Genomic DNA, 24,750 nt, shown 5'->3' on the forward strand with positions numbered 1-24,750 from the left:
TCATGGCAAATGCCGGCGGAATTCACGCCGGTTCAACTTTCCGCGCTTGAACAGCGGCCCCTGCCTCCTTTAGCTTGCTTTCAACCGTCGTGATCCCACATCAAGAGGCGGGAAAGAGGAGATCAGTATGACCGGACCACGCCAGCGGGCCAAAGCTCGGGCGCTTGAGGTAAAAGCATCCCTGAAATTCGCGGCCACGCTGATGGGCCTGATGATCGCAGCACTCGTCGCGCAGGCGGCCCTGGCGCAGGACGAAAACATCACCCGCAGTCACGGGTATTCCTATTTCGGCGATCTGAATTATCCGCCGGATTATCCCCATTTCAACTACGTCAATCCCGATGCTCCGAAGGGCGGCGAAATCTCCATCGCACTGTCCGGCACGTTCGATTCGATGAACCCCTATTCACGCAGCGGGCGCGCCTCGGCCCTCTCGACGGTGATGTATGAAAGCCTGATGGGCGAGATCCTGGCAGGCTCCGGCACCTTGCCTGCGGATTCGCACAAGGAGGCTTACGGGCTTCTGGCTCATACGGTCGAATACCCCGAAAGCAAGGATTGGGTGATCTTCCACATGCGCCCCGAGGCACGGTTTTCCGATGGCACACCCGTGACCGCCCATGATGTGCTTTTCAGTCATAACCTGCTGCTGGACCAAGGGTTGAAATCCTATGCCGACGCGGTGCGCAAGTTGATCCCGGGGGCCGAGGTGATCGACGATCACACCATCAAGTTCACCTTTGCCGAGGGCATCTCGCGCCGGACACTGATCGAACAGGTGGGCGGCGTGCCGGTCTGGTCCAAGAAATGGTACGAAGAAACCGGCGCGCGGCTCGACAAACCCCGGCTGGAGACCTCGCCGGGGTCTGGCCCTTATGTCATCAAGGAAGTCACCCCCAACCGCCGGGTGATCTTTGAACGCAATCCGGATTATTGGGGCTGGGATCTGCCAATCAACAAGGGACGGCACAATTTCGACCGTATCCGGCTGGAGTATTTTGCGGATTCCACCGCCGCGTTCGAAGCGTTCAAGGCCGGCGAGGTCACCTATCGCACCGAAAGCGACCCCAAGGTCTGGGCCACCGGATACGATTTCCCGGCAATGGACAAGGGCTGGGTCGTGAAGAAGCAATTGCCCGACGGTGCGCCGCCCGGCGTGACCGGGATCGTGTTCAACCTGCGCAAGGATATCCTCAAGGACAAGCGCGTCCGCGAGGCCATCGCGCTGGCCTTCAATTTCGAGTGGACCAACAAATCCCTGCTCTTCGGTCTCTTCGCGCAGCAGAAATCCTATTCCGACGGGACCCATCTTGAGGCCAAAGGCCTGCCGGAGGGTCAGGAACTGGCGTTCCTCAAGTCGCTGGGTGATATCGTGCCCGAGACGTTCTTTACCGAGGAGCCATGGGTGCCGGTCGCCGGGGACGCGGACCGTCTTTTCCCGCGTAAGAGCTTGCGCAAGGCGATCAAGCTGATGTCCGAGGCCGGGTGGGATGTCGGTGATGACGGCCAGTTGCGTGACGCCGAAGGCAAGACCCTCCGCCTCGAATTCCTGCTGAACGCCGCCGGGGCGCCGTCGAACAAGGCGATTGCCGAGAACTTCATGGCGAACCTCCGGCAACTGGGTATCGACGCGGAATTGCAGGCGGTTGACTCCTCGCAATATACCAAGCGGGAACGCGATTTCGACTATGACCTGGTGTTCGATGCCTATCCGTCGCTGCTCGGAACGGGGCAGGGGTTGATCCAGCGGTTCGGCTCGGCCGACGCGGAATACTCGATCTTCAACCCTGCAGGACTGGCCAGCCCGCTCGTCGATGCGATCATCGAGGAATCCCTGCACACGAAAAATCAGCAGGAGGAAGATGCCAGCATCATGGCGCTAGACCGGGCGCTGCGCGATGCGTTCGTCATTATTCCCGATGGCTACAAACCCGACCACTGGGTGGCCTATTGGGACATGTATGATCACCCCGACGAGCAGCCGCCATTTGCCCTGGGGTCGCTCGATTTCTGGTGGTTTGATGCCGAGAAGGCCGAGGCGCTCAGGGCGTCGGGCGCGCTGAGGTAACCGCCGGATGGGCGCCTATATCCTCCGCCGGTTGCTGCTTATCATCCCCACGCTTCTGGGGATCATGATCATCAATTTTGTCCTGGTGCAATTCGTGCCGGGCGGTCCTGTCGAACAGATGATCGCCCAAATGCAGGGCGAGGGGGATGTGTTCGGTGGTTTTGCCGGGGGCGGCGAGGATGCCACGCTGTCGGGCAGCGAAGAGACCAGCGGCTATGCCGGCGCCCGTGGCCTGCCGCCCGAATTCATCAAGGAGCTCGAAGCGCAGTTCGGCCTCGACAAGCCACCGCTGGAGCGGTTCCTCAACATGATCTGGAATTACATGCGGTTCGATTTCGGCGAGAGCTATTTCAAGAAGCAATCGGTCACCGAACTGGTGCTCGACAAGATGCCGGTCAGTATCACGCTGGGGCTCTGGTCCACGCTGATCGCCTACCTGATCTCGATCCCGCTTGGCATTCGCAAGGCGGTGCATGACGGCAGCAGTTTCGATACCTGGACGAGCGCGATCATCATCGTGGCCTACGCGATCCCGGCCTTCCTGTTCGCGATCATGCTGTTGGTTCTCTTCGCGGGGGGCAGCTATTGGCAGATCTTCCCGCTGAGGGGGCTGACATCGGACAACTGGGACCAACTGAGCCTCGTGGGCAAGGTGCTCGACTACTTCTGGCACATCGCCCTGCCGGTCACGGCGTCCACCATCGCGGCCTTTGCGACGCTGACGCTGCTGACCAAGAACAGTTTTCTCGACGAGATCAAGAAACACTATGTCGTGACCGCGCGCGCCAAGGGCCTCAGCGAAGGCAAGGTGCTTTACGGTCATATCTTCCGCAACGCGATGCTGATCGTGATCGCGGGTTTCCCGGCGGTGTTCATCGGCGTCTTTTTCGGCGGTTCGGTCCTGATTGAAACCATCTTCTCGCTCGACGGTCTGGGCCGTCTGGGCTTTGAGGCGGCGGTGGGGCGCGATTACCCGGTGATGTTCGGCACGCTTTTCCTCTTTGGCCTCATCGGGCTGGTGGTCAATATCCTGTCGGACCTGATGTATGTGCTGGTCGATCCGCGTATCGACTTCGAAAAGCGGGCGGGCTAGATGGCGCTTTCGGCCCTGAACCAGCGCCGCTGGCGCAATTTCCGTCGCAACAAGCGCGCTTTCTGGTCGCTGATCCTTTTCGCGATTGTTTTCTCTGTCGCGCTCTGCGCCGAGTTCGTGGCCAACGAAAAACCGATCCTGGTGAAATACCGCGGCGATCTCTACATGCCGATCTTCAATTTCTATCCTGAGACCACCTTTGGCGGCGATTTCAGGACCGAAGCGATCTATCGCGATCCGGAGGTCGAATGCCTGATCGTCTCGGGCGGGTTGGAGGACTGTTTCGACGACCCGGAAGGCATCATCGCCGATGCCGATGATGGCGTCGTCAATGGCGAGGAGATTGTCCAGGGTTGGACGCTCTGGCCGCTCATCCCCTACAGGTATGACACGCCAGTCGATCGTCAGGGCGCCGCGCCGCACCCCCCGAACGCGCAGAACTGGCTTGGCACCGACGATACCTCGCGCGACGTGCTGGCACGGGTGATCTATGGCTTCCGCCTCTCGGTCCTCTTCACGCTGATCGTCACGGGGCTATCGACGGTGATCGGCGTCTTTGCGGGCGCCATTCAGGGGTATTTTGGCGGCAAGACCGACCTGATTTTTCAGCGGATTATCGAGATCTGGGCCTCGACCCCGCAGATTTACGTGATCATCATCCTCTTCGCGATCCTGCCGCGAAGTTTCTGGCTTCTGGTCGTGATCACCGTGCTGTTCGGGTGGATGGCATTGGTGGGCGTGGTCCGGGCCGAATTCCTGCGCGCCCGCAATCTGGAATATGTCCGCGCCGCCAAGGCATTGGGCGTCTCGAACCTCAAGATCATGTTCCGGCACATGCTCCCAAATGCGATGGTCGCCACTCTGACGATGCTGCCTTTCGTCATCACGGGTACGATCTCCCTGCTAGCCGGGCTGGATTTCTTGGGTTTCGGGCTGCCGTCATCGTCGCCCTCGCTCGGGGAGCTTACGTTGCAGGCCAAGCAGAACCTGCAGGCGCCCTGGCTCGCCTTCACCGCCTTTTTCGCCTTTGCGATCATGCTCTCGCTTCTGGTCTTCATCTTTGAGGGCATCCGCGATGCGTTCGACCCCAGAAAGACCTTTGAATGAGCCTCTTGGACGTTCAGAACCTGACCGTTGCCTTCCGGCAGGACGGGCAGACAACGCAGGCGGTCAAGGGGGTCTCCTTCACCGTTGACCGGGGTGAAACCGTGGCGCTGGTGGGCGAAAGCGGATCGGGGAAATCCGTCACCGCGCTCAGCACCGTGTCGCTTCTGGCCGGGTCGGCGCAGGTGGACGGGTCGGTCACCTATGACGGCCAGCAGATGATCGGAGCGGACCCCAAGCTGCTGCGCAAGGTGCGCGGCAACGACATCAGCTTCATTTTCCAGGAGCCGATGACCTCGCTCAATCCGCTCCATACCCTTGAAAAACAAATCCGCGAGTCGCTCGAGCTGCACCAGGGCCTGACCGGCGACGCGGCGCGCACGCGGATCGTCGAATTGCTGGAACGGGTCGGCATCCGTGACGCCGAAAGCCGCCTTGATGCCTATCCGCACCAACTCTCCGGCGGGCAGCGGCAACGCGTGATGATCGCCATGGCGCTTGCCAACAAGCCCGATATCCTGATCGCGGACGAGCCCACCACCGCGCTTGACGTCACGATCCAGGCGCAGATCCTTGACCTTCTGGCCGAGTTGAAGCGCGAAGAGGGGATGGGTCTTTTGTTCATCACCCATGACCTCGGTATCGTGCAACGCATTGCCGACCGGGTCTGCGTTATGAAGGACGGCGAGATCGTCGAGACCGGTCCCACCGCCGAGATCTTTGCCAATCCGCAACATGCCTATACGCAGAAACTTCTGGGCGCCCGTGCCGTGGGCGAACCCGATCCGGTGCCGGCGGGCGCCAAGACACTTGTGGAAACCGACGCTTTGCGTGTCTGGTTCCCGATCCAGCGCGGCTTCTTCAAAAGGACCGTTGGCCATGTGAAGGCGGTCAATGAGGCCAATATCGCTGTGCGTGCGGGTGAAACCCTTGGCATCGTGGGCGAAAGCGGTTCGGGCAAGACCACGCTCGCGCTGGCGATCATGCGGTTGATCGAAAGCCAGGGAGGCATCCGGTTCGACGGGCAGGACGTAAACGCCTGGTCGACCCGCGAATTGCGCCGCCGCCGGGCGGAAATGCAGATCGTGTTCCAGGACCCTTTCGGCAGCCTGAGCCCGCGCCTGACCTGCGAACAGATCATTGCCGAGGGGCTTGGTGTCCATGGTAATCCCGATGGGCGCCCGGTGCGTGATCTCGTGGCCGAGGTCATGACCGAGGTCGAGCTGAACCCCGAGATGATGGACCGCTATCCGCATGAGTTTTCGGGCGGGCAACGGCAACGCATCGCGATTGCGCGTGCCATGATCCTGCGCCCCAAGCTGGTGGTGCTGGACGAGCCGACAAGCGCGCTCGACATGACCGTGCAGGTGCAGATCGTGGACCTTTTGCGCCGGTTGCAGGTGAAATACGGCCTCGCCTATTTGTTCATCAGTCACGACCTCAACGTGGTGCGCGCGATGAGCCATCGGGTGCTGGTCATGAAGCTGGGCGATGTGATCGAGACCGGCGAGGCGCAGGACCTCTTCGAGAACCCGCGCACGGAATATGCCAGGACGCTGCTGCATGCGGCGCTTGATCTAACGGCCTGATCCGATGACCCTGACCCGGCCCAGAAGCATCGAGGAAATGATCCGGCGGGACGAGAATTTCGTGACTGACGAGAGTTTCACACGCGGTCTTGGCTACGTGCCGGATCCAACCGACGTCTTTATCTCGCCCTACGCGAAATGCGGCACGACATGGATGCAACAGATCGTGCACGGGTTGCGCACCGGTGGGTCGATGGCGTTTGACGAGATCACCGAGGTTGTCCCCTGGCTCGAACTGGCCCACGACATGGGGTGGGACGTCAATGACGATCAGGTGGCCCGCCCCCGTGCCTTCAAGAGCCATCTGCGGTGGGATGAGATTCCTAAGGGTGGGCGCTACATTGTTGTCCTGCGCGATCCCGTCGATGCGATGGTCTCGCTTTTCCGGTTTCTCGAAGGCTGGCGGTTCGAGGCCGGTGCGGTCTCCATCGAGGACTTCGGCGACTATTACATCGAGCGACCCGATAGCGACGGGTACTGGGGGCATCTGAGTTCGTGGTGGCGCGAGCGGCACCGGGAGGAGATCCTACTTCTGTCCTTCGAAGGGATGAAAGCCGATCTGCCCGCCACGGTCGGGCGGGTCGCGGATTTCATTGGCGTGCCGGAGGATCCGGATCTGCGCGCTGTGGCCACCAGGCAGGCCAGTTTCGATTTCATGAAAGCCCGTGGGCGACAGTTCGACGACCACCTGCAACGTGCATTTCGGGATAAGGCATGTGGCCTGCCGCCGGACGGTGTGGCCACTAAGGTCTCGACCGGCCAGGTCGGAGCGGGCAAGCCGTTGGTCAACAAAGAGCTGCGCGCCAAATTTGATGCGCGTTGGCAAGAAGTGATGGGAGCCGAATTCGGTCTGGAGTCCTATGCGGACCTGCTCAAGGCGCTTGACGAGAAGTTTTAGGGAGCCGGGCAATGACGGGTTCGAGCCCATTTGACCTTCCCAGCCCCTTGTTCCATTGGATAAACCATCTCAGTTTGTCCCAGTCAGTTGCTCGCAGGAGAACGCCCGAATGGATCTGAAACATCTAGTTTTGGCCGGAGACTCGATCTTCGATAACGATGGTTACGTACTGGGAGAGGCAGGCGTGATCGAACAATTGCGCTGTGCGCTTCCTTCAACCTGCTCGGCATCCAAAGTCGCTGTAGATGGTGATTGCATAAAGCATGTGAAAGATCAGATTGCCGACTTACCTTCTAATGCAACCGACCTGATTGTGAGTGTTGGTGGAAACGACGCACGGTTTCATTCTGCGCTTCTCTCGAAAGTGAAGCATTCAAATGACTTAGACGCCCTTCTATCCGCGCCTCTGGATGAATTTGCCTCGGATTATAGGCGCATGCTTGATACTGCAAAGGCAACCGGCTTGAGGTTATACGTGTGCACAATATACACTGCGGTGCCATTCGAAGACCCTGTTTGGCGGCAGTTTGTTCCGCTTGCTATCAACAAGTTCAATGAAGTCATCATCGCAGAAGCAGGAGCTTACGGAGTTCCCGTGCTTCATTTGCAAGACGTGTGCACCGAAACCAGCGACTTTTCGACGGTATCGCCGATCGAACCATCCAACCAAGGCGGGCAAAAGATAGTAAATCTTATTGTCGAAAGGGTCGTAGGGCCAAGGTCGGCTTAGTCCGCAGAACGGACGTTCTGGCAATCGTTGTCAGAGACCAGTCAAAATTCCCGTCAGATCGCGGCGCTGTGGCCTGCTTTGCTCAGATCATAGGCATCAAGGCTCCGGGCGATCATGCGGGTCAGGGGGCGTGCTTCGGGTGGTATGCTAAGGCCGGTTTCATCATGTTTGAGCAATCCGCTGAACGCCTGCGATGTCTGGTCCAGAAGAGATGACAACGCCGCTTTCGAAATGCCAAAACGGGTCTGGATTTCACCGGCATCAATCCTGAAATCACACATCAGCGCCTCGATCATCCGACTGCGCATCTTGTCGTCGGGGGTGAACGCATGTCCGCGGGAGGTCGAGAACCGCCCATCGCGGATCGCACCGGTATGCGCGCCTGTGGCGGGTGCGTTCTGGGCATAGCCCTGCGGGAACCGCGAAATCGACGAAGCACCGACACCGATCAGGACCTCGGCCGTGTCATCCGTATACCCCTGAAAGTTCCGCCGGAGCTGTCCGGATTTCTGCGCCTGGCTCAACCCGTCCGAGGCGGTGGCGAAATGGTCGATCCCGATCTCACTATACTGATCCCAAAGGAAAAGCCTGCGTGCCGTCTCATAAAGCGCCAGCCGTTCTTCGGGTGTGGGCAAGGCGTCGGAAGGGATCAACTGTTGCCGCTTGGCCATCCACGGCACGTGCGCGTATCCGTAAAGCGCCACACGATCCGGGTTCAACGACAGGAGTTTCTGCACACTTTCGGTGATGCGGGCGCGGGTCTGGTGCGGCAGCCCGTAGAGAATGTCGCAGTTCAGGCTGTTCACCCCCCGGGCGCGGATCTCGTCCACCGCCTGCCGGGTGATATCATAGCTCTGCAACCGCCCGATGCTCTGCTGGATCTCATCGTCGAAATCCTGCACCCCGATGGAGGCACGGTTCATGCCCGCGGCGGCCAGGGCATCAAGGCGTTGGCCGTCGATCTCATTGGGGTCGATCTCGACCGAAAACTCGGTGTCTTCGGTGAACGGGGCCACGTCGCGGATGGCGCCCGCAAGCTCCTCTATCATTGCAGGCGCCAGAAGGGTGGGCGTTCCGCCCCCCCAATGCAGTCGCGACAAGCGCACGTTCTCGGGGAGGTGTGCGGCAAGCATCCGCAGCTCGGCCTTGAGCGTGTCAAGATAGGCTTGCACCGGCTTGTCGCTTTGTGTCCCCTGTGTCCGGCAGGCGCAGAACCAGCAAAGCCGCCGGCAAAACGGCACATGCACATAAAGCGAGACCTGTGCACCGGGTTGGATTGCGCGGATCCAGCTTGTATACTCGTCCGGACCGACAGCTCGATTGAAGTGGGGTGCTGTCGGATAGCTGGTGTAACGCGGTACCTTTGCGTCAAACAGCCCCAGCTTGCCGAGTTTTGCTTTCGTAACCATATGAACACCGGTAAGACGGTTCGGGCGAGCGAACATTGATGCAGATCAACTGAGAGCAAAGTGATCAACCATGTTGAATGACACCCTGACGGCCGTGCCGCGCGAATGTGGCGACTGTCCCATCCGGCACCGGGCCGTTTGTGCGCGATGTGATGCGAACGAACTCGAGCAGCTTGAGAAGATCAAGTATTACCGCAGCTTCGAGGCGGGGCAGACCGTCGTCTGGTCCGGGGACCAGATGGAATTCGTGGGCTCCGTGGTCAAGGGAATCGCGACCCTGACCCAGACGATGGAAGATGGCCGGACGCAGATGGTTGGCCTTCTGCTTCCAAGCGATTTTGTTGGCCGTCCAGGGCGCAGCACCGCGGCCTATGACGTGGTTGCCACGACCGATCTGGTCATGTGCTGTTTCCGCAAGAAACCGTTCGAGGCAATGATGGCGAAAACGCCGCATATCGCGCAGCGCCTGCTTGAGATGACGCTGGATGAGCTGGATGCCGCCCGCGAATGGATGCTTGTGCTGGGCCGGAAAACTGCAAGGGAAAAGATCGCATCACTGCTGTCGATCATTGGCCGCCGCAACGCGACGCTGAACCTCTCCGATGTCACGGGCTCCGTGGTGTTCGATCTGCCCCTGACCCGCGAGGCGATGGCCGATTACCTGGGTTTGACCCTGGAAACTGTCAGCCGGCAGATTTCCTCGCTCAAGAAAGATGGCGTCATCCACCTTGAAGGTAAACGCCACGTCACTGTCCCCGATTTCGACCGCCTCCTGGCTGAGGCCGGGGACGATAGCGATGGGGGCATGCTGGCCTGAGCAGAAATGCGGGCTTTGCTGTATCCATCAACAGCTCAGCGGAAAAACCATACCCGTCACATAGTTGTCGCGCACAAAATACCCATCACCGGTGACACGGCATGATGTCCTGGCATTCGCTGCCTTTCTGGCTTTGCTATTCAGGCCAAACTTGCGCGCGCCGAAGGTGTGCGACGCATGTTGCACCACGACAAAGTCGTGAGTGTCCACACGCACCTGACGCATCCGCAACTTGTACTTCCCAAGTTGCACGGCCTCGGCATCACCCTGACGCCAGAACGACTCTCGCGACCGGAACGCGGCGAGGGCAGCGGATTTTTGGCTCAGTGCCTTACCGCGCCTTGAATACTGGCGTGACTTTTCCGAGTAATACGGAAGCGTGGTCGGCGGGGCCGCACGTGCGACCAATGCCGGGGCACTTGGCGCTCGTGTCGGCGCTGCTGACGTCTTCGTGCCAATATTGTACCCCGCTCCACCGCTGAAGACACCTGAGGAGCCTTGTTGCTGAGGGGTGCCGCTGCACGCTGAAAGCGCGCAAATCATGGCAATGGCGACATGACGTTTCATCTCTATTCTCCGTGTCGAAATTCTACCGACAGGTTCAACAGGAAAATGGGCGAAAAGATGACTGCGGGGAGGAAGGTTTCCGGCGCGTTCCATCAATTTAGCCACCATCGGGCTTCTCGTCTGGGGTGGGTACAGGGGAGAACAGTCAAATTGGTCTGATCGCCGTCGCAACAAACACCTCGGGTTTAGTCCGGCGATGGCCGCTTTTGCCATGCAAGGGTTGTGCTGTTGCCACCTGTCGCGGGCAGCGAATACACCGCCCCACTGACCTCGCGCAGCAATTTGACCTCCATTGCGCTGGCGAAATCCTCGAACCCCGTGGCGGTGATGACGAAGGCGTTTGGGCCGCCGATCACGTATTGGTCAAAATAGTTGGTGAGCGTGTCATCATCTTCTTCGATGGCCAGACCGTTGATGACGATCCCCCGGGACAACAGCTTGTCGCGTGTTTCAAGCAGGCGTTTGGGGTCGTCCGACTGCCCATTCCCTGCGATATCAATGACTTGACGGCGGGCGCCGCGGGGCGCGGCTTCGAGGAGGCGCGCGGAAAACTCGAGGCCGCTGTGGATCATGGTCCCGCCGCCCGGCAATCGCCGCGGCATCTCGGCCACCGCCTCGGCATATTGTGCAACATCGTCGCGATCATGCAGCTCGACCCAGTCAAGCCCAAGGGCCTGCCGCGTGACGCTGGACCATTGCACGATCGCAATCGCCACACCGCCGGGCGCCCGGTCAATCGCGGCGCTCACGATATCGGACTTGAGCGCCAGGGCCGTTCCCGTGCGCTGCAGATCGAACTCGACATCATTCACACTGGCCGAAACATCGAAGGCCAGCACCAGATGCAACTCCAACCGCTCTTGGGCATGGAGCGGGAGAACCCCTGCAAGCATCGCAATGCCGAGCCAGAAACATTGCCAGAACGCTGTCATGGCGCGGCCTTGTCAGATGCGGTTGGCATTTGCGTTTCCCTTCGCCTCTGCCGCAAGTTGGAAGCAGCAGAAGGCGCAGGTCAAGTGTTCTTTGCCGATCTCAATGGGCCATCAGGACCGGCAGGGTGGTCTGCTCCAGGATGTTGCGCGTCGCACCGCCAAAGATCGCCTCGCGGAAGCGCGAATGACCATAGGCGCCCATCACCATCAGGTCGGCATTCATGTCCGTCGCATGCCGGGTCAGGACGTCGGATATACGGGGCAGTGTCTTCGACAGAACGTCGATCTCCACCGGTACATCGTGGCGCGCCAGGTATTGTGACAAAAGACCCCCGGGATCCGAACGGCTTGGCCCGTGTGCCGGTGGATCAATCACGACGACATGTACCGAATCGGCCTGCCGCAGCAGGGGCAGGGCCGCCCGCGTCGCGCTCAAGGCTTCAATGCTTTCGTTCCAGCCGACCAGAATGCGTTTGGGCTTCGGAACCGGCATCGCGGCTTCGGGCAGGATCAACGTGGGCGTATGGCCTTCGAACAGCGACGCCTCGGTCACGGGCTCCAACTCGGCGCCGCGCCCCTCGCCATAGGGTTTGGGCAGGATCACCAGGTCGGAAAACCGCGCCCGCGCCGACACGTGCCGCCCCAGGTCGGCAAGCTGCGCCACACCTGCTTCGGCGCCCCACCGCAGGCCTGACTGTTTCAGGATGGCCTCTGCCTTGGCCTTTACGGCCTCGGCCTCTTCATTGGCGCGGGTGATGGTCTCCTGCAGGACAATCGCGCTGGCCCCGGCATAATAGAACCCGGTCTGCGTCCGGTCGACGCCCAGGCACATCACGTCCAGATGGGTGTCGTGCGCGGCGGCCAGAGCCACGGCGTGGGCCAACGTGTCTTCGACCAAATCCTCATCGGTCAGAACGGTAAACAGGCTTTTGTAGCTCATATCGCAACCCCTTGGATCAGTTGATTTGACCCGACACTAGAACCGTTCGCCGCTGGCCCGCCTTGATGCTGGTCAAATCGTTCATAAAGAATGCTCGGGGCTCTTCACGGGTCTTGCGCACCGTGGCGCGCTCTGTGACGAATGGGTACGTCACGGCCATGAGAGGATGTCGACGATGCGCCCAGAGAGATCCGCAATTGCGACCCGCCCCGCATCATCGGTACATGTGCCGCAGATGTGCGACCTCCTGAACGAGATCATCGAGATAGGCGGCACAACCGCCCTTGAAACACCCTTTGACCACGACACGCTGGCCCGGGCCTATCTGAGCGGAGAGGACCATATCAGTTGTTTCGTGGCGCTTGACGAGGCGGGGGATGTCGCGGGGTTTCAGGCCCTTCTGCGCCACGATGGCCTGCCGCAGGGGTGGGCCGATATCGCCACTTTCGCTCGCGTGCGGCCCAAACTGCCCGGCGTCGGCGCCGCACTTTTTGCCGCCACACGCGGTTTTGCACGGGCCACGGGCATCATCGCCATCAACGCCACGATCCGCGCCGACAACACCGGCGGTCTCAGCTACTACGAGAAGATGGGGTTCGAGATCTATGCGGTCGAAAAAGGCCGCCCCCTAAGGGACGGCACACCGGTTGATCGTATTTCGAAAAAATGCGTAACCGAGGCTTGAGAGATATAGCCCCGAGGCGTCGCTCCATAGCCCTCTCAGCGGGTCACGGAGATACCGCCATCTGCGAGTATCGCCGCACCGGTCACGAATTGCGCGTCGCTGGACAACAGGAAAACAGCCGTGCGCGCGATCTCCTCGGGCGTTGCCATACGTTTGAGCGCGTGTAGCTCTTCGACGCCCGTGCGGGCTTCTTCTGTATCGGCGAAGCTGCGTGCCATCGCCGTATCTGTCCCGCCGGGCAGGATCGCGTTGATGCGTAGGCCCTGTGGTCCGTACTCCGCCGCGAGAACCTGCGTCAGCCCGATCATCCCTGCTTTCGAAGCCGCATATGCAGCCATACCAGGGACGCCAAGGCTGTGGCCCACAAAGCTCGACGTCATCAGGATTGCGGCCCCCGGGCGGCCCAGCATCGCAGGGATTTGATGTTTGGCCCCTAGCATTGCCGAAGTCAGATTGGTCCGGATCACGAGATCCCATTCGGCCTTGGGCATCTCCGTGGCGGGGAGGAGATCGCCCAGTATGCCGGCGTTGTTGAAGGCAAGGTCCAACCCGCCAAAGGATTTGCACGCCAGGTCGACGAGGGCCACCGCATAGTCCTCTTCCCCGACATCCCCGGCGAGCCAAACGGCCTTTCCGCCCTTGGCGATTATCTCCTCGGCCAGATCGGACAGGTATTCACCGCGCCGCGCCCCCAGGATCACCGCTGCGCCCTCCGCGGCCAGTTGCAGCGCGGCTGCGCGCCCGATGCCCGCGCTGGCGCCGGTGATCAATGCGGATTTTCCTTCGAATCTCATGTGCTTCTCCTGTGTTCGTTCCCGCCACATGGCAGGGTGCAGGCGAAGGTTTGGCCCGGCAGATGATGCCATTCGACCCGTTTCTTGCGCTTCACGCGGGCACGGCACGCCGGAGCTCCAGAAACCGCAAGAAACGGAATCTCTTGATGCAGATCAAGGAAGCATCCCGCGCCATCACGCATTTAGTCCCTGTCTTCACGCGAACACGCGAATCCCTCGATTCGTAAGGACAGAGACGAAGGGACTAGGAAAATGATGAATTATTTCAAGCTGATCGCGCTTGGGCTGATCACGCTTTTTGCGTTGATCGGGGCCAATTATGCGCGCGATCTGGCCTATCTGGTCAATGCGTTGACCATTGCGCTGGTATCTGCGGGGTTGTTCCTGTGGGTGCTGCGTAACACCGACGAACCGGTCAAACAGGTCGACCTGTCTGGCGAATATATGGATGGTGTGATCCGCGCGGGCGTGATTGCCACGGCGCTTTGGGGCGTTGTGGGCTTTCTCGCTGGCACGTTCATCGCCTTCCAACTGGCCTTTCCAGGGCTAAATTTCGAATGGTCGCAGGGCCTTTTGAACTTCGGACGCCTGCGCCCGTTACATACCAGCGCGGTGATCTTTGCCTTTGGCGGTAACGCCCTGATCTGCACCTCGTTTTACGTGGTGCAGCGCACATCGGCGGCCCGTCTCTGGGGCGGTAACCTCGCCTGGTTCGTCTTCTGGGGCTATCAGCTTGTCATCGTTCTGGCGGCAACCGGCTATCTGCTGGGCGCCACGCAGTCCAAGGAATATGCCGAACCGGAATGGTATGTCGATTGGTGGCTGACCATCGTCTGGCTCGCCTATCTGGCCGTGTTCCTCGGCACGATCGTCAAACGCAAGGAGCCGCATATCTATGTGGCCAACTGGTTCTACCTGTCCTTCATCATCACGGTGGCGATGCTGCACGTGTTCAACAACCTCTCCATCCCGGTCTCGGTCTTCGGCTCCAAATCCGTGCAGGTCTTCTCGGGCGTGCAGGACGCGATGGTGCAATGGTGGTATGGCCACAACGCCGTGGGCTTCTTCCTGACGGCGGGCTTCCTCGGAATGATGTACTACTTCGTGCCGAAACAGGCCGAACGCCCGGTGTTCAGCTACAAACTGTCGATCATCCACTTCTGGGCGCTGATCTTCCTCTATATCTGGGCGGGTCCGCACCACTTGCACTATACGGCGCTGCCTGACTGGGCGTCGACGCTGGGTATGGTGTTCTCGATCATCCTCTGGATGCCCTCCTGGGGCGGCATGATCAACGGCCTGATGACGCTTTCGGGCGCCTGGGACAAGCTCCGCACCGACCCGATCATCCGCATGATGGTCATCTCCATCGGCTTCTACGGCATGTCCACTTTCGAGGGTCCGATGATGTCGATCCGCGCGGTCAACTCGCTGTCGCACTACACCGACTGGACCATCGGTCACGTCCACTCTGGCGCCCTTGGCTGGAACGGCATGATCACCTTCGGTGCGCTCTACTTCCTGGTGCCGAAACTGTGGAACCGCGAACGGCTCTATAGCCTCTCGATGGTAAGCTGGCACTTCTGGCTCGCCACCATCGGCATCATCCTCTACGCCGCCGCCATGTGGGTGACCGGCATCATGGAGGGCCTGATGTGGCGCGAAGTGGACGCCAACGGTTTCCTAGTGAACTCTTTCGCCGATACCGTGGCCGCCAAGTTCCCCATGTACGTGGTGCGTGGCCTGGGCGGGGTGCTCTATATCGCCGGTGCCATCATCATGTGCGTCAACCTCTACCTGACCGTCAAGCGGAGCCCGGCCGTGGAGGCCAGCAACTCCGCCGTGCCGGCTGAATAAGGGAGGATCCGAACAATGGGAATTCTCGACAAACACCATGTTCTGGAAAAGAACGTCACCCTTCTGGCGATCTTTGCCTTCCTTGTGGTCACCATCGGCGGGCTGGTGCAGATCGCACCTCTCTTCTGGCTGGAAAACACGATCGAGGATGTGGAGGGCATGCGCCCCTACACCCCGCTCGAACTGGCCGGGAAGGACATCTATATCCGCGAGGGGTGCTATGTCTGCCACAGTCAGATGATCCGTCCCATGCGCGATGAGGTCGAACGCTATGGCCACTACTCGCTGGCGGCGGAATCGCAATATGACCACCCGTTCCAATGGGGCTCCAAGCGGACGGGGCCGGACCTTGCCCGCGTTGGCCTGCGCTATTCGGACGAATGGCATGTGGACCATCTGCGCGATCCGCAATCGGTGGTGCCGGAATCGGTTATGCCCAAATACGGCTTCCTCGAAGACCGCATGATCGAGGGCAAGTATATCGAGGACCGGTTGAAAACCGACCGCTTCGTGGGCGTGCCTTACACCGACGAGATGGTCGAAAACGCGCTGGCCGACTTCAAGGCCCAGGCCGACCCGGACAGCGATTATGACGGGCTCATCGAACGCTATGGCGAAACGGTGCAGGTGCGCAACTTCGACGGTGCTGCCGGTATCTCCGAAGCGGATGCCCTGATTGCCTATCTGCAAATGCTTGGGACGTTGGTTGATTTCTCGACCTTCACCCCCGTGGCAAGCCGGTAAGGGAGAAGAGACATGGAAACCTATTCATTCCTGCGTGAAATGGCGGATAGCTGGGCGCTTCTGATCCTGTTCGTGTTCTTCACCGGCGTGGTCTTCTGGGTCTTCCGGCCCGGCGCTACGAAGGTTTACGAGAACCCCGCGAACATCCCCTTCCGGCACGAAGACAAACCCGCCCCTGATGGGGACGCGGACGCCAAGGAGGCGTAAGAGACATGGTCAAGAAACCTGAAAAACAACAAGGCGATCCGGATACCACCGGCCACGAGTGGGACGGGATCGAGGAATTCAACAACCCGCTGCCGCGCTGGTGGCTCTGGACCTTCTACGCCACCATTGTCTGGGGCATCGGATACACCATCGCCTATCCCGCCTGGCCGGGAATTTCGTCGGCCACCGCCGGTGTCATGGGCTGGTCCACCCGGGCCAACGTCGCCGCCGATATTTCGCAGGCCGAAGCGGCCAATGCTGATATCAACGCGCGTCTGGCCGCGGTCGAGTTGACCGAGATCAGCACCGATCCGGAACTCGCGGGCTATGCCACCTCGGCGGGCGCGGCGGTCTTCAAGACCTGGTGCGCGCAATGCCACGGCTCGGGCGCTGCCGGTGCCAAGGGTTATCCCAACCTCCTGGACAATGACTGGCTCTGGGGTGGGGATATCGAGGCGATCCACGCAACCGTCGCTCACGGTATCCGTAACGAGGAAGACGACGATGCGCGGTATTCCGAGATGCCGGCCTTTGGCGAGATGCTCGAAAAGGAAGAGATCACGGCGGTCACCAACTACGTGATGTCCCTTTCGGGCACACCGCAGGACGCGAGCCAGGTCGAGGCCGGGCAGGTCGTCTATGTGGATAACTGCGCCTCGTGCCACGGTGACGAGGGGCTGGGTGATCGAGATCAAGGCGCGCCTAACCTAGCGGATGCAATATGGCTCTATGGCGGTGACTACGACACGGTTCTCGAAACTGTCACCTATAGCCGCTTTGGCGTGATGCCGCCCTGGACTGAGCGCCTGACCGAGGCTGAAATCCGCGCCGTCTCGGCCTATGTGCACCAGTTGGGCGGCGGCGAGTAACAACACGCAGAGCCGGGATTGAACCGCGCTCTGCGTCAAGAACAAGAACACCCGCAGGATCAAACCTGCGGGTTAGGCACCGGACCTTCCGTCCTGTTCGCGCGTTTCCTGGAAGGCCGGTGCCGCCCTGAATTGGGCCGCAGGGGAGATCTCTGCGGCCCAAACTCTGTCTGATGGGCCCCCCTTTAGCGCACAGGGACATGGTCGCGGACCAGGAGGCGGGACATCAGCAGAGAGTTTTGCGGTCAGATGGCGGGCCGCGTCCTTGCCACTGATCAGTCCTGTGAAAAGACCCCACGCGGTGGGTCAACCCGGCCCGCGCGGCGTGACCACCTGCCGCCCCGCCACGGCCAGTGCCGCGAACGCGCCGGTGGCCGCAGGCCGAGCTCGAGCTCATAGATCACCGGGTTAATCACGACGTTCTCCAACGGTGTGGGGGAAGTAGGATGCGTCGCGACGTTCGTCGAAACGGCTGCGATTTCCCCAATGGTTGCGGGTGTCGGTGCGGGTTGCGGTGTTGAAAGTTTTTGCAAATATTCCCAGCATGGCGTTTCCTTTCCGGGGCGTTGATTTCTGTAATCAATATTGCATTCCAACGGGTTTTCTGCGACTCAGGAAAAATGCGATAATGTAAGTTAGGATTACATATTGGATTGGATCGGCTTCCCCCCGCTGTCGGCGCTCCGGGCATTCGCGGCGCTTTCCGAGACCGGCACCGCGGTTGCGGCAGGGGAGAAGTTGAACGTGAGCCATGCCGCGATCAGCCAGCAAATCAAGACACTTGAGGCGCATCTGGGCCTTACCCTCGTTGACCGCGGTGGTCGGCGCCTGTCGCTGACGCCAGATGGTCAGCAACTGGCGGATGCGCTGCTCAAGGGGTTTGGGGATATTTCCGCCACCATCGACAAACTGACAGGTGCGGATGCGAACCGGCCATTGCATATCTCGACCACGCCTATGCTCGCCGCGGCCTGGCTGATGCCGCAACTGAGCTGTTTTCACGCCGCGTATCCCGACATCAACCTGATCCTGAGCACCACACCCAAGGTCGAGGCGATGGACGGCGGCAACATTGACGTCGCCTTGCGATACGGCATGGGGAACTGGCCCAACCTTGCAAGTGAGCCGCTCTTTATCTCCCGGATGGTCGTCGTAGCCGCCCCTTCGCTGGTCGGGGATCAGGAGTTCTCCTCCTTCGATGAACTGGCGGATTTCCCCTGGCTTCTGGATGCGGGACTTTCCGAGGCCAATAGCTGGCTGCGCGGCATCGGCACCCTGGAAAAGCTCAGCCAGGGATCGATCCAGTTGCCCGGCAACCTGTTGCTCGACGGCGCGCGGGACGGGCAGGGGATTGCCGTCACGGTTCACGCCTTTGCCGAAAAAGACATACAAGCCGGGCGGTTGCGCCTTCTCTTCGAAAGTGACGCTATGAAGGGCTATCACATCGTCACCCGTCCCGGGGTGCAGCGTCCGGCGCTGCAAAAATTCGTTCGGTGGCTGCGCCGACAGGTGAAAACCTGCGAAAAAGCCAAATAGATCACTTTCAGACTCAGAATTTGACTCATGTCAAAGTTTCCGGCGGCCTGACCTGAGAAAACCACATCATCAGGACCCTGAATACCGGAGTGATTCCGTGGCCAATAGCCAGCCCGACGCGCCTCAAAGCCTATATGCGCCCCGCGAGCCGATTTTTCCCAAGAAGGTCTACGGACCTTTCCGAAACCTGAAGTGGTGGATCATGGCGGTCACGCTGGGCATCTACTATCTCACCCCCTGGATCCGCTGGGACCGCGGCGCGAACCTGCCGGATCAGGCCGTTCTGGTCGATCTGGCCAGCCGCCGTTTCTTCTTCTTCTGGATCGAAATCTGGCCGCACGAATTCTATTTCGTCGCGGGGCTTTTGGTCATGGCGGGGCTGGGCCTCTTCCTCTTCACCTCGGCGCTTGGCCGGGTCTGGTGCGGCTATGCCTGCCCGCAAACGGTTTGGACCGATCTCTTCATCCTTGTCGAACGCTGGATCGAAGGCGACCGAAACGCGCGCCTGCGCCTGCACCGCCAGAAGAAGATGGATTTCCGTAAGTTCAGATTACGGATGATCAAATGGATCACATGGTTGCTGATCGCGGTGGCTACGGGCGGCGCTTGGGTTTTTTACTTCGCGGATGCACCTACGCTTCTGGTAGATCTTTTCACCCTCAACGCCCATCCGGTCGCCTACACGACCGTCGCAATCCTGACCGGTACAACCTTCCTCTTCGGTGGTTTCGCCCGCGAGCAGATCTGCATCTACGCCTGTCCCTGGCCGCGTATCCAGGCCGCAATGATGGACGAGGACACGCTTGTCGTGGGTTACCGCGAATGGCGGGGGGAGCCGCGCAAGAATTCCCCCGAGGTCAAGGCCGGTGCGACTCAGGGCGACTGTATCGACTGCATGGCCTGCGTGAATGTCTGCCCGGTTGGGATCGACATTCGCGACGGGCAGCAGCTTGAATGTATCACTTGCGCGCTCTGCATCGACGCCTGCGACGACATCATGGCCAAGATCGGCAAGCCGCGCGGATTGATCGACTACATGGCGCTCACCGACGAGGAAAACGAACGCGCGGGCAAACCGCCCAAGCCGATCATCAAACACATCCTGCGGCCGCGCACGATCCTCTACACCGCGCTTTGGTCGCTTGTGGGTGTGGGTCTGCTCTTTGCGCTCTTTATCCGCGCGGATATCGAGATGACCGTTGCCCCGGTGCGCAATCCAACCTTTGTGACCATGGCCGACGGGACGATTCGCAACACCTACGAGGTGCGGTTGCTGAATAAACATGGTGAGGATCGGCTTTTTAATCTTACATTGCGGGGCGATCCCTCGATCCAGGTCACGCTGGAGGGTGTCCCCGGCAGCTCGGTCACGGTCCCGGCGGATACGACCTTCAATCAGCGGGTTTACCTGGAGGCTCCCGCAGGTTCGGCACCGGCAAACGCGGAACGCACCGAATTGCGGATATGGGTCGAAGACACGACAAATGGCGAACGGGCCTACAAGGACACGGTCTTTAACGGAAAGGGTCAATGATGGCAGCAGGTGGGCAAATTACCGGACGGCATGTCCTCGCAGGGTTCGTGGGCGCGTTCGGCATCATCATCGGCGTCAACCTCGTGCTCGCCTGGAGCGCGGTCAAAACCTTCCCGGGGTTGGAGGTCAAGAACTCCTACGTCGCCAGTCAGCAATTCGATGATCGCCGTGCCGCGCAGGAGGCGCTTGGCTGGACCGTGCGCGCCGATCACGAAAGGGGTCAGCTTCGGCTGAGTATCGTCGATGCCGAAGATGCGCCCGTGGTCGTGCAATCCCTGACCGCCACCGTTGGCCGCGCCACCCATGTCTACGACGATCAGGAACCCGAGTTTACCTTTGACGGCACGGCCTATGTAGCGCCGGTTGTTTTGGGTGACGGCAACTGGAACATCCGCATGGTCGCGGTGGCCAAGGATGGCACCGAATTCACGCAGCGCGTGGTGCTGCACAAGAAATGACCGCGACGCTGCGCCCCTCTCCCTCGGCCTGTCCGGCCTGCGCGGCGGCCCCCGCGGCTGAAGTCGTAGCCGCGCGCGGTGAGGTGGACGCGGCGCAGATCGCCCTTTCGCTGCCGACAGTCCATTGCGCGGCCTGCATTTCCAAGATCGAACGCGCACTAAATGCTGACCCGCGGGTGACATCCGCGCGCGTGAACCTGACCCTCAAACGCGCCAGTATCGACGCCGCGCCGGACGTCACCGCACTGGAGATGGCGGCGCTTGTCGAGGGGTTGGGGTATGAAGCGCATGAGCTTGATGCCGGCACGCTGAATGCAACGGCCACGGACAAGGCCGGGCGCGATCTGCTGATGCGCCTGGCGGTGGCGGGGTTTGCGTCGATGAATGTGATGCTTCTGTCGGTCGCGGTCTGGTCCGGGGCGGAGGCGGCGACGCGCGACCTCTTCCACTGGATATCCGCCGCCATTGCCCTGCCGACGATCGCTTTCGCCGGGCAGCCGTTTTTCCGAAATGCCTGGGCGGCTTTGTCGAACCGGCAACTCAACATGGATGTGCCGATCACCCTGGCTATTTTGCTGGCGGTCGTCACCTCGCTTTGGGAAACCGCCCTTTCGGGCGAACACGCCTATTTCGACGCCGCCCTGACGCTGACATTCTTCCTGCTGGCGGGCCGTTACCTCGATCACCGCACCCGTGCCATCGCCCGGTCCGCCGCCGAAGAACTGACGGCGCTTGAGGTGCCGCGCGCGACCCGGCTGGTCGATGATGAGGAAGAGGAAGTGATGCTGGCCGATCTGGCAGTCGGTGATCTGGTTCTCGTCCGGCCCGGTGGTCGGATGCCGGTTGATGGGGAGATCATCAGCGGCATGTCGGAACTCGACCGGTCGCTTCTCACCGGCGAAACGCTTCCGGTCCTGGCTGAGCCGGGGCAGGCCGTGTCGGCGGGCGAGGTCAACCTGACCGGGCCGCTGACCATTCGTGCCACCGCCGTAGGGGCCGACACCTCACTGCACCAGATGGCCGACCTGGTGGCGATCGCCGAATCCGGCCGTTCGCGCTACACCTCGCTTGCCGACAAGGCGGCCAAGCTCTATGCGCCCGGTGTTCATATTCTCTCGGCGCTCAGTTTCTTGGGCTGGCACCTCTATAGCGGGGATGTGCGCGTGGCGCTCAATATCGCGGCGGCGGTGCTTATTATCACTTGTCCGTGTGCCCTTGGGTTGGCGGTGCCCGCGGTGACGACAGCAGCGTCCGGACGGCTCTTCCGGCGCGGGATGCTGGTCAAGGACGCGACCGCGCTGGAGCGTCTGGCGGAAGTGGATACGGTCGTTTTCGACAAGACCGGGACCCTGACCGCCGGGACGCCGGAACTCACCAACCTGGCCGATCTGCCGCGCAAATCGCTTGGGATCGCATACGCGCTTGCACAGGGGTCATCGCATCCGCTGGCCCGCGCCATCAACCAGGCGGCCCGGCAGGCCGGCATCGCCATGGCCAAGGTAGAGGCGATCACCGAGGTGCCGGGATATGGCACGAAGGGTCAATGGGACGGGCGCGAGGTGCGCCTTGGCCGTGCAAGCTGGACCGGGGCGGAGGCCCTCCCGGTGACGGCAACCTATCTTGGTGTTGAGGGGAGCGATCCAACAGCCCTGACGTTTTCCGACCGTTTGCGTGATGGCGCGGAGGAGGCGGTCACGGCATTGCAGGAAAGCGGCAAGGAAGTCTATCTGATGTCCGGTGATACCACCCCCGCCGTCGAAGACCTGGCAAACCGCCTGGGCATTCGTCACTGGCTGGCCGAGGCGCTGCCGGCTGATAAATCCGCGCGTATTCAGGATCTCACCAGCAAAGGTGCCAAGGTGTTGATGGTCGGGGACGGGCTGAATGACACGGCCGCATTGACCGCTGCCCATGTGTCGATCTCGCCCGCCACCGCACTCGACGCGGCGCGCGTGGCCAGCGATATCGTTCTGCTGGGCAACGACCTCTCGCCCGTCGCGGCGGGCTGCAAAACGGCCGAAGCGGCAACCCGCCGCATCCGAGAGAATTTCCGCATTGCAACGCTTTACAACGTGATTGCCGTGCCGCTGGCGGTGATCGGATTGGCGACGCCGCTGATTGCGGCACTTGCCATGTCCACAAGCTCGATTACCGTCTCATTGAACGCGCTCAGGCTGAGGTGAACAAATGAACGTGTTGGCATATCTGATCCCGATTTCGCTCCTTCTGGGCAGTGTGGGCCTGATCGCCTTTGTCTACACGGTCCGCTCGAACCAGTATGACGATCCCGAAGGCGACAGCCGCCGGATACTCAGCGACGAATACGACGAACGCCCCAAGAAATAGGGGCGTTCTCTCTGTCTCGGCAATGGTGGAGTTTGAGGGTCAGCTTGGCCCGATCATGAAACAGGTGATCTGTTTCGCCTGAAGTCTACGGCAGGCGAGGTCGGCGGTTTCCCGGGTCAGACCCATGAAATTCGCATCATACCCGTTCGAGCGCGCCACGACCTTGCGCAGGCTGCCATCGAGCGTGCTCATCTCGTTCAATGCCGTCTGCAACAGGACCGAGCGTGCCTTGTATTGGCTGGGATACCGGCCCACGTTGATGCCCCAATGCCGCCCGCCAGATGTGGAAAGCCGGGTCACGACTTCCTGTTCCTGCTCTGCCGCAGGAGCCTCCGACAGCACGATCGCCTTGGGCCGCGCGGTGGGCTTGACCATCCGCAATGTGGCGGCTTCGGCCCCTTGGGGTTTCTTCAACTCGGCCACTTCTGCGGCCTGGGCGGCCATCACGGCCTTGTCGATATCTTCCTTCGCGGCCACCAGGATGGACGTGTTGGCCGGGCGCGGACGCAGGGCCGGACGCAGGCTTTTCCTGACCGCGGCGGCGGCTGCTAGCCGGACCGTCTTGCCGACGCCCTCCGGCGTGCCGTTTCCGATCCTGCCGTAATATGCAGGGCGGGCAGGGCGGCTTATGGCGACACGCGACGGTGCGCGCTTGAAACCGAGATCCAGAAGCTCTGCCACCTTGGCATTGCGGGTCCGCGTCGAGCGTCCGCCAAAGACCGTGGCGATGATCCGTTCCCGGCCGCGCTCTGCGCTGGCAACCAGGTTGAAGCCAGCCGCACGGGTGTAGCCCGTCTTGATCCCGTCCGCGCCACGATAGCTGGCCAACAGCTTGCGATTGGTGTGGTAAACCGTCTTGACCCCCGCATTGGCGGTCATCCGGGAAAACAGGTTGTAGTACTCGGGGTAGTCGTAAAACAGGTGCCGGCCCAGGGTCGTCATGTCACGCGCCGTCGACAGGTGTCCCGATTCCGTCAGGCCATGGGCGTTCTTGAACGTGGTGCGGGTCATGCCCATCGCCTTGGCGGTGCGGTTCATCCGGCGGGCAAAACGCGCCTCCGACCCTTCAATCGCCTCGGCAAGTGCCGTGGAGGCGTCGTTTGCGGATTTGACCGCCGCCGCGCGGATCAGGTAGCGCAACGCGATACGCTGCCCTGCCTTCAGGCCTAGTTTGCTGGGCGGTTCGCTTGCCGCGTGTTTCGAGATGCGCACCTTGGTATCAAGGCTGATCTCGCCATTCTCCACCGCTTCGAACACGATGTAGAGCGTCATCATTTTGGTAAGGGATGCCGGGTGCAAGCGCGTGTCCGCATTTCGCGAATGCAACACTTTCCCCGATCGTGCGTCGATCACCATCGCCGCATAGGGCGCTGCTGCCGCACTCAGCGGTACGATTACCAACATCCAGATTGTGGCCAACGCCACCAGGCCCCAACGGACCGGCTGCCTGCTCCGCGCCTTCATGGAACTACTCTTTTCTGCCTCATGCCGCCGGTTTTCCGACTGGCTTTTGTTATGTCCTCTCAGCGTATCATAGCGATCTTGGTAAATAAAGCGTTCATTCCCAAGGAAT

The 24,750-nt window shown here is 60.8% G+C and carries 23 protein-coding genes; 17 read left to right on the forward strand and 6 right to left on the reverse strand.

Annotated elements, in window-relative coordinates; all coding sequences use genetic code 11:
• The first annotated feature begins 127 nt into the window (after positions 1-127).
• From RBB29_RS01090 to RBB29_RS01115, 6 genes are all read left to right on the forward strand, one after another.
• Positions 128-2,068, forward strand: a complete 1,941-nt coding sequence (locus RBB29_RS01090) for an extracellular solute-binding protein (RefSeq protein ID WP_371931391.1) — start codon at positions 128-130, stop codon at positions 2,066-2,068.
• A 7-nt stretch (positions 2,069-2,075) separates the two neighbouring features.
• Positions 2,076-3,161 carry a microcin C ABC transporter permease YejB gene (locus RBB29_RS01095; protein ID WP_306113306.1) on the forward strand — a complete coding sequence of 362 codons (1,086 nt, stop codon included), beginning with the start codon at positions 2,076-2,078 and terminating at the stop codon, positions 3,159-3,161.
• Positions 3,162-4,268 carry an ABC transporter permease gene (locus RBB29_RS01100; RefSeq protein ID WP_306113307.1) on the forward strand — a complete coding sequence of 369 codons (1,107 nt, stop codon included), beginning with the start codon at positions 3,162-3,164 and terminating at the stop codon, positions 4,266-4,268. It begins immediately after the preceding gene.
• Positions 4,265-5,854 (forward strand): ABC transporter ATP-binding protein, encoded by a 1,590-nt coding sequence (locus tag RBB29_RS01105; RefSeq protein ID WP_306113308.1) that lies wholly within the window; start codon positions 4,265-4,267, stop codon positions 5,852-5,854. The genes RBB29_RS01100 and RBB29_RS01105 overlap by 4 nt, the downstream gene beginning before the upstream one ends.
• A 4-nt stretch (positions 5,855-5,858) precedes the next feature.
• Entirely contained in the window at positions 5,859-6,752 is an 894-nt protein-coding gene (locus RBB29_RS01110; protein WP_306113309.1) for a sulfotransferase domain-containing protein, read from the forward strand.
• 109 nt (positions 6,753-6,861) lie between these two features.
• Positions 6,862-7,482 (forward strand): SGNH/GDSL hydrolase family protein, encoded by a 621-nt coding sequence (locus RBB29_RS01115; protein WP_306113310.1) that lies wholly within the window; start codon positions 6,862-6,864, stop codon positions 7,480-7,482.
• A gap of 53 nt (positions 7,483-7,535) precedes the next feature.
• On the opposite strand, the gene hemN is transcribed toward RBB29_RS01115, so the two are convergent.
• Positions 7,536-8,891: an oxygen-independent coproporphyrinogen III oxidase gene (gene hemN / locus RBB29_RS01120; protein ID WP_306113311.1), complete on the reverse strand. Its 1,356-nt coding sequence runs from the start codon at positions 8,889-8,891 to the stop codon at positions 7,536-7,538.
• 70 nt (positions 8,892-8,961) lie between these two features.
• On the opposite strand from hemN, the gene fnrL reads away from it, so the two are divergent.
• A complete protein-coding gene (gene fnrL, locus RBB29_RS01125; RefSeq protein ID WP_306113312.1) occupies positions 8,962-9,708 on the forward strand; it encodes a transcriptional regulator FnrL in 747 nt (248 codons plus the stop codon).
• A gap of 27 nt (positions 9,709-9,735) precedes the next feature.
• Here fnrL and RBB29_RS01130 read toward each other — a convergent pair whose 3' ends face one another.
• The 3 genes from RBB29_RS01130 to RBB29_RS01140 all read right to left on the reverse strand — a co-directional run bounded on the left by RBB29_RS01130 (position 9,736) and on the right by RBB29_RS01140 (position 12,147).
• On the reverse strand, positions 9,736-10,275 hold the full coding sequence (locus RBB29_RS01130; protein ID WP_306113313.1) for a hypothetical protein: 540 nt from the start codon (positions 10,273-10,275) through the stop codon (positions 9,736-9,738).
• Between the two features lie 185 nt (positions 10,276-10,460).
• Complete coding sequence (locus tag RBB29_RS01135; RefSeq protein ID WP_306113314.1) at positions 10,461-11,207, reverse strand: DUF1194 domain-containing protein; 747 nt, start codon at positions 11,205-11,207, stop codon at positions 10,461-10,463.
• 100 nt (positions 11,208-11,307) lie between these two features.
• Positions 11,308-12,147: a universal stress protein gene (locus RBB29_RS01140; RefSeq protein WP_306113315.1), complete on the reverse strand. Its 840-nt coding sequence runs from the start codon at positions 12,145-12,147 to the stop codon at positions 11,308-11,310.
• A gap of 175 nt (positions 12,148-12,322) precedes the next feature.
• Between RBB29_RS01140 and RBB29_RS01145 the strand changes: the two genes are divergently transcribed.
• Positions 12,323-12,832 carry a GNAT family N-acetyltransferase gene (locus tag RBB29_RS01145; RefSeq protein WP_306113316.1) on the forward strand — a complete coding sequence of 170 codons (510 nt, stop codon included), beginning with the start codon at positions 12,323-12,325 and terminating at the stop codon, positions 12,830-12,832.
• A gap of 35 nt (positions 12,833-12,867) precedes the next feature.
• On the opposite strand, the gene RBB29_RS01150 is transcribed toward RBB29_RS01145, so the two are convergent.
• Complete coding sequence (locus RBB29_RS01150) at positions 12,868-13,626, reverse strand: SDR family oxidoreductase (RefSeq protein WP_306113317.1); 759 nt, start codon at positions 13,624-13,626, stop codon at positions 12,868-12,870.
• Positions 13,627-13,878: 252 nt separating this feature from the next.
• Here RBB29_RS01150 and ccoN point away from each other — a divergent pair, with 252 nt between their 5' ends.
• The 9 genes from ccoN (at position 13,879) to ccoS (ending at position 23,177) form a co-directional block, all read left to right on the forward strand.
• The gene (gene ccoN, locus RBB29_RS01155; protein ID WP_306113318.1) at positions 13,879-15,483 is read left to right on the forward strand and encodes a cytochrome-c oxidase, cbb3-type subunit I; all 1,605 of its coding nucleotides are present in this window, start codon (positions 13,879-13,881) and stop codon (positions 15,481-15,483) included.
• A gap of 15 nt (positions 15,484-15,498) precedes the next feature.
• The gene (gene ccoO, locus RBB29_RS01160) at positions 15,499-16,227 is read left to right on the forward strand and encodes a cytochrome-c oxidase, cbb3-type subunit II (RefSeq protein ID WP_306113319.1); all 729 of its coding nucleotides are present in this window, start codon (positions 15,499-15,501) and stop codon (positions 16,225-16,227) included.
• Between the two features lie 12 nt (positions 16,228-16,239).
• Entirely contained in the window at positions 16,240-16,434 is a 195-nt protein-coding gene (locus tag RBB29_RS01165; protein ID WP_306113320.1) for a cbb3-type cytochrome c oxidase subunit 3, read from the forward strand.
• A 5-nt stretch (positions 16,435-16,439) separates the two neighbouring features.
• Complete coding sequence (ccoP, locus tag RBB29_RS01170) at positions 16,440-17,303, forward strand: cytochrome-c oxidase, cbb3-type subunit III (protein ID WP_306113321.1); 864 nt, start codon at positions 16,440-16,442, stop codon at positions 17,301-17,303.
• 648 nt (positions 17,304-17,951) lie between these two features.
• Positions 17,952-18,839, forward strand: coding sequence for a LysR family transcriptional regulator (locus RBB29_RS01175; protein ID WP_306113322.1), 888 nt, complete (start codon positions 17,952-17,954; stop codon positions 18,837-18,839).
• Between the two features lie 97 nt (positions 18,840-18,936).
• A complete protein-coding gene (gene ccoG / locus RBB29_RS01180; protein ID WP_306113323.1) occupies positions 18,937-20,373 on the forward strand; it encodes a cytochrome c oxidase accessory protein CcoG in 1,437 nt (478 codons plus the stop codon).
• Positions 20,373-20,831, forward strand: coding sequence for a FixH family protein (locus RBB29_RS01185; protein ID WP_306113530.1), 459 nt, complete (start codon positions 20,373-20,375; stop codon positions 20,829-20,831). Before ccoG ends, RBB29_RS01185 begins: the two co-directional genes overlap by 1 nt.
• On the forward strand, positions 20,828-23,014 hold the full coding sequence (locus tag RBB29_RS01190) for a heavy metal translocating P-type ATPase (RefSeq protein ID WP_306113324.1): 2,187 nt from the start codon (positions 20,828-20,830) through the stop codon (positions 23,012-23,014). Before RBB29_RS01185 ends, RBB29_RS01190 begins: the two co-directional genes overlap by 4 nt.
• 4 nt (positions 23,015-23,018) lie before the next feature.
• Positions 23,019-23,177, forward strand: coding sequence for a cbb3-type cytochrome oxidase assembly protein CcoS (gene ccoS / locus RBB29_RS01195; protein ID WP_306113325.1), 159 nt, complete (start codon positions 23,019-23,021; stop codon positions 23,175-23,177).
• A 39-nt stretch (positions 23,178-23,216) separates the two neighbouring features.
• Here ccoS and RBB29_RS01200 read toward each other — a convergent pair whose 3' ends face one another.
• Entirely contained in the window at positions 23,217-24,641 is a 1,425-nt protein-coding gene (locus tag RBB29_RS01200) for a D-alanyl-D-alanine carboxypeptidase family protein (protein WP_306113326.1), read from the reverse strand.
• Positions 24,642-24,750: the final 109 nt, after the last annotated feature.

It is taken from the genome of Roseovarius sp. MMSF_3359, assembly GCF_030733385.1.
Classification (GTDB): domain Bacteria; phylum Pseudomonadota; class Alphaproteobacteria; order Rhodobacterales; family Rhodobacteraceae; genus Roseovarius.